This is a genomic window from Micromonospora craterilacus, from assembly GCF_003236315.1.
Lineage (GTDB): Bacteria > Actinomycetota > Actinomycetes > Mycobacteriales > Micromonosporaceae > Micromonospora > Micromonospora craterilacus.
In genome coordinates this window covers 1-5,103 of sequence record NZ_POTY01000342.1, presented here as the reverse complement: position 1 = coordinate 5,103, position 5,103 = coordinate 1, and the positions used below count along the sequence as shown (strand labels likewise).

The following is a 5,103-nucleotide window of genomic DNA, read 5'->3' as shown; positions in this document are numbered from 1 at the left end:
CACGCCGGACGGTGTCGATGGAGACGCCGAAGCGTTCGGCCAGTTCGCTAACCGTGACCTGGCCGGTGTCGGCGACGTACGCGGCCAGCTGAGCCTTGCGTCCGGCAGGCAGATGGCGCTGCCGCTCTGCGACCGTACCCCCGCCCGTCCTCGGTCGAAGGAATACCCATCCATTCTGCTGTTCAACGATCCGGCGGACGAGATACAGGCCGAGACCGGTGCCGGGATAGCGCCGCCGGTCGCCGGAGTCGCCCTGCCAGAACCGGTCGAAGGCCCGTTCCACGTGCTCGGGGCGTACACCGATGCCGCGGTCGCTGACCCGGAAGCAGACGGTCTGACCGTCCGCCCCCGCGCTGATCTCGATCGGCGAGCCGGGCGGAGCGTACTTGCCGGCGTTCGTGGCCAGCTCGGTCAGCACGGTGGCCAGGCTCTGCCGGTGGCCGACCGCCCTGGGCAGTTGGGACGGCACCTGGAGGGTGGTCCGGCGACGCAGCTCCGAGGGCAGGTCGTCGACGGCGGTCCGGAGCGCCTCGCCGAGGTCGAACGGCACCGGTGGGCCGTCACCCGGCCACGCCTCGGCGGCGGAGGAGAGCAGCCGGTCGAGCAGCCGGGCCAGCTCGTTGGCGCGCTGTCCGATCACCCGGGCCGCCTGCCGCCGGTCGGTCTCGCTGAGCGATTCCCAGTGGTCGGTGAGGGTGTCCGCGAAGCCCTTGATGACGGTCACCGGGGTACGGAGTTCGTGGCTGGTGACCGCGACGAAGAGGTCCCGCTCGTGGTCGTGGCGCTGCTGGTCGGTGATGTCGCGGAAGGTGACCACCCGCAGGGTGCCCGGCCCGGGCAGCTCGCCCGAGGTGATCCGCAGCCACCGCCCGTCCGGCAGCCGATGGTCGAGGACCTGCCCGGAGGGGGGCAGCGGGAAGGGCAGCGGCCGGCTGAGCGCCTCGGCGGTGGATCGTCCGGTCACCTCGGCGGCGGCCGGGTTCCAGAGCCGGACGTGGGCGTCCCGGTCGACGACCGCCAGCCCGTCGGCGAGCGCCGCCACCACCGGGCCGTCGCCGTGCACCGGCAGGCCGCTCTGGTCGCCGTACATGTGGGCGATGCAGGAGCCGAGGTAGCCGACCACTCCCCGCTGTTCGGGGCCGGGCTCGTCGGCGCCGGCCGGGTACAGCGCGTGCAGGCTGCCGACGGTGTGCCCGCCGATCTCCGCCCGGGAGACCACCATCCGCCGCAGGCCACGTTCGGCCAGCTCGGCGGCGAGCTGGTTGGTGAGGTGATCGGTCCGTACGCACTGCACGCGCGGGCCGGAGAGCAGGCAGACGGTGGCCGGGTCGCTCGCCGACAGCGGCCGGCCGATGGTCCACTCGGCGGCACCGGTGGCGGCGATCACCCGACCGCCACTCGGTGCGAACTCCACGAATGCCATGCCTGCGGCACCGAGCGCCGGCTGCGCAACCCGGAGTAACTGGGTCAGGACCGGCAGGCCCGCATCGCCCGAGTTGATCATCTCGATGACGACGGTGTGCCCGGCGATGAGAGCCGCGTAGTCGGTGCGCTCCGGCATGACCCCGAGTGTGCACTGCCGCCCGTGTTCGCGGGCACCCCCGACCGGCTCACCGCCGCAACCGGGCCAGCGTCTGCGCCGGACGGTCGGTGATCACGCCGTCCACCCCGGCGGCCAGCACGAGATCGAGGTCGTCCGGCTCGTTGACGGTCCAGACGTAGACCTGGTTGCCGGCGGCCCGCAGCGCCGGCACCAGCGTGGGGCGGGCCCGCACCAGCCCGACCCCCGGGCCGGCGATGCCGGCACCGAACGGCAGCCGGCCCAGGCGCAGCCAGCGGGGCAGCACCTCCAGCAGCAGCACGGTCGGCAGCGCGGGAGCCAGCGCCCCGATCCGACGTACGGCCAGTGGCGAGAAGGACATCACCGTCACCCGTACCGGATCGTCTGGGCGCGGCTCGACCAGGCCGTACCGGCGCAGCAGCGCGACCAGCCGGCGTTCGACGTCGCCGCCGTAGCGGGACGGGTGCTTGGTCTCCACTAGCAGCCGAACCGGCCGGCCGGCGGCGAGGACGGCTTCCAGCAGCCGTTCGAGGGTGAGCAGCCGGGTGTGCGAGTCGTCGAGCACCTCGTCACCGTCGGCCGGTACGCAGCCCGGGTGCCAGGAGCCGTAGTCCAGCTCGTCCAGCTCGGCGAGGGTACGCGCGCTGACCAGCCCACGGCCGTTGCTGGTCCGGTCCAGCCGGCGGTCGTGTACGCAGACCAGGTGCCCGTCGCGGGAGAGCCGGACGTCGCACTCCAGCCCGTCGGCGCCCTCTTTGATGGCGCGCAGGTAGGCGGCAAGGGTGTGTTCCGGCAGGTCGTACGACGCGCCACGGTGCGCGAAGACGAGGGGTGTGGCCATTCGGTCCCGCCCTACAGGACCCGGCCCGGCTGCCCGTCCGAGCCGATCACCGGCCGCCCGGCGGCTGCCCAGTCGCCCATCCCGCCCTCGACGTTGCGCACCTGGTCCCACCCGTTGCGCATGAGGTACGCGACGACCTGGCCGGAACGCCCGCCGGAGCGGCAGATGACGGCCACGTCCCGGTCGGTCGGCACCTCGGCGATCCGGGCCGGCAGCTCCATCATCGGCAGGTGGTGGGCGCCGGGCGCGTGACCGGCGGCCCACTCGTCGTCCTCCCGGACGTCGAGCAGGTACGTCTCTTCGGTGATCTCGGGAATGGTCACGGTGGGTATCTGAGGTCCGAACACGGGTACCAAGCCTAGAACCTCGTCGCGGCGACCCTCGCGGCCGGCGCGATGTCGCCCTCCGGCGGGTCGCCGCGCCGCCCTCCGGTGGGTCAGAGTCGGGTTACCCAGCGTTGATGCGCGCCGGCCCACTGCGGCATCCGGCTGCCGCGTACCGCCTCGAACAGCCCATCGCTCCCGTTGTCGAGGACGACGTACGACACCTGGTCGATGGTCTGTGGGTAGGACGGCACCTGCACGCCGCGCAGCGCGTCTTTGGACAGGCCGCGCAGCGCGAGCAGCAGATCCTCCACCGGCACCCCGTTGGTGTCCAGGGTCAGCGACCCGCCGACCGCTCGGATGAGCCGATGGAGCTGGACGGGGTTGCTGCGCAGATCGGTCTGTCCCGCGCGTTCGAGCATGGCGCCCAGCAACTGCTGCTGGTTGGTCTGCCGGTCGTAGTCGCCGCCCGGCAGGTCGTAGCGCTGGCGTACGAAGTCGAGCGCCTGCGCGCCGTTCATCTGCTGGCAGCCGGGGTGGAAAACCCGGTTGGTGTGGATCGAGCGCACCTCGGTCCGTACGCACATGTTCACCCCACCGAGCAGGTCGATCACGCTGCGTAGACCGGCGAAGTCGACCAGGGCGGCACCGTCGAAGCGGATCCCGGTGAGCTTGGTCAGGGTGGCGGAGAGCAGCCTCGCCCCGGCCTGGCCGCCCCCGCCGTACTCGTAGGCTGTGTTGATCTTGTCTTCGCCGCCGGGGTAGCCGCCGCCCGGCGGGATGGTGACCAGCAGGTCGCGTGGGACGGAGACCAGGTAGCCCTCGCGCAGCCCGGCCGGGACGTGCACGATCAGGATGGTGTCGGTGCGCTGCTGCGGCCCGGTGTCGCCGGGCCGGCGGTCCGAGCCGACGAGCAGGTAGTTGAGGGGGCCGTCCAGGTCGGTGCGGCCGGCGCGGGCGGTCGGGTCCAGCAGTTGCTCGCGGGTGATCGTGCGCTCGTACCGGGCGGTGAGTACCCGGAGGCCGACCACGGCGAGCCCGGCCAGCAGCACCACCGCCAGCCCGATGCCGAGCAGTACGCGGGGCCAGCGCGGACGCCGCGAGCCGCCGCCCGCTGCCCGCTTTCCGCCGTCCCGCGCCAACTTGGCCGTGACGTCCCTCCCCGTCGGCTCAACATGAATCCTGCTCATGTCAGGCTACGAAAGGATCACGGAGGGCGGCGGCCGATCCCGAGGATCGGCGCCGGGTCACTTGCGGGAGGAGATCACCTCGGGGTTGTAGAAGACGAACTCGGCGAGCTTGTCCTGCTTGACCGCGTGGAACATGTCCAGGGTCTGCTCGCTCAGCGCCTCCCGGCCGTTGCCGTTGGCGTTGTATGTGCCGCCGTTGGTCTTCAGCATGATCAGTTCGTTACCGGTGACCCCGCGCATGGTGAAGACGAAGTCCTCCACCGGGACGCCCCCGGTGTCCAGGATGAATGCCTTGCCGGCGGCCTTGATCAGCCCATTGAGCTTGCCGAGGTCGGTCATTGTGCCGTTCGAGCTGGCCTTCTTGGCCATCGCCTTGATCAGCTGCTGCTGGTTCTGCTGGCGGTCGTAGTCGCTGTTCTTCATGCCGTAACGCTGGCGGGAGTAGTCCAGCGCGGCCCAGCCCTCCATCTCCTGGCAGCCCTTCTTGTGCACCACCGGAGTCCTCGGCTTGCCGGTCTTCTTGGCGTCCGCGTTCCACATCGGCTCGCCGTCGACGTACGACATGTGGATCGACTTGACGTCCTGCTTCGGGCAGATGCGCACGGTGCCGAGGGCGTCGATGACGCTCTTGAAGCCACCGAAGTTGATGATCGCCGCTCCGTCGAAGCTGACGCCGGTCATGCTCTTGATGGTCTGCGCCATCAGCTGGGCACCGCCCTCCCAGCCGCCGCCGTTGCGGGCACCCGCCTGGAAGGCGGCGTTGATCTTCTCCACCCCGCCCTGGTAGCCCGTCTTCGGAAACGCCGGGATCCGCGCCTCGGTGTCCCGGGGGATCGAGATCAGGTAGGCCTGATCGTGGGTGGCCGGGATGTGCAGGACGATGATGCTGTCCGCCCGGACATCGTCGGCGGCCCACCGCTCCCGGGCGTCCACGCCCAGCAGCAGCAGATCGATCGGGCCCTCAAGGTTGCTACCGCCCTCCGCCAACGTCTTCCCGGCGTCGCCGAGCAAATTGCGCTGGGCGATGCTGCCGGTGGCCTGGCTGATCACCGCCTTGCTGCCGACGATGGCGATGCCGCTGGTCACCATCAGCACGGCGCCGAAGACCACGGTGAGTCGGGCCCAGAGCGGGTCCTTGCGTCGGGCGCGCCCCTTTCCGGCCTTGCCGGATCGTGCCTTGCCCTTGGG

The 5,103-nt window shown here is 71.2% G+C and carries 5 protein-coding genes; all 5 read right to left on the bottom strand.

Features of this window, described 5'->3' with window-relative positions:
* Window positions 1–1,561, bottom strand: a 1,561-nt coding sequence (locus tag C1I95_RS31685; protein ID WP_111219507.1) for a PAS domain-containing sensor histidine kinase, incomplete at its 3' end; no start/stop codon positions are given.
* A 49-nt stretch (window positions 1,562–1,610) separates the two neighbouring features.
* Entirely contained in the window at window positions 1,611–2,402 is a 792-nt protein-coding gene (locus C1I95_RS31680) for a glycerophosphodiester phosphodiesterase (protein WP_111219505.1), read from the bottom strand.
* Window positions 2,403–2,413: 11 nt separating this feature from the next.
* Window positions 2,414–2,749 carry a rhodanese-like domain-containing protein gene (locus C1I95_RS31675; RefSeq protein WP_111219503.1) on the bottom strand — a complete coding sequence of 112 codons (336 nt, stop codon included), beginning with the start codon at window positions 2,747–2,749 and terminating at the stop codon, window positions 2,414–2,416.
* Window positions 2,750–2,838: 89 nt separating this feature from the next.
* Entirely contained in the window at window positions 2,839–3,915 is a 1,077-nt protein-coding gene (locus C1I95_RS31670; protein ID WP_438941356.1) for an LCP family protein, read from the bottom strand.
* Window positions 3,916–3,972: 57 nt separating this feature from the next.
* A partial coding sequence (locus C1I95_RS31665; RefSeq protein WP_233514004.1) for an LCP family protein occupies window positions 3,973–5,103 on the bottom strand: 1,131 nt, incomplete at its 5' end.

Bases quoted from the DNA above. Each gene is read 5' to 3' on its own strand.
- C1I95_RS31680 (WP_111219505.1), bottom strand. From the start codon at position 2,402: ATGGCCACACCCCTCGTCTTCGCGCACCGTGGCGCGTCGTACGACCTG.
- C1I95_RS31670 (WP_438941356.1), bottom strand. From the start codon at position 3,915: ATGAGCAGGATTCATGTTGAGCCGACGGGGAGGGACGTCACGGCCAAG.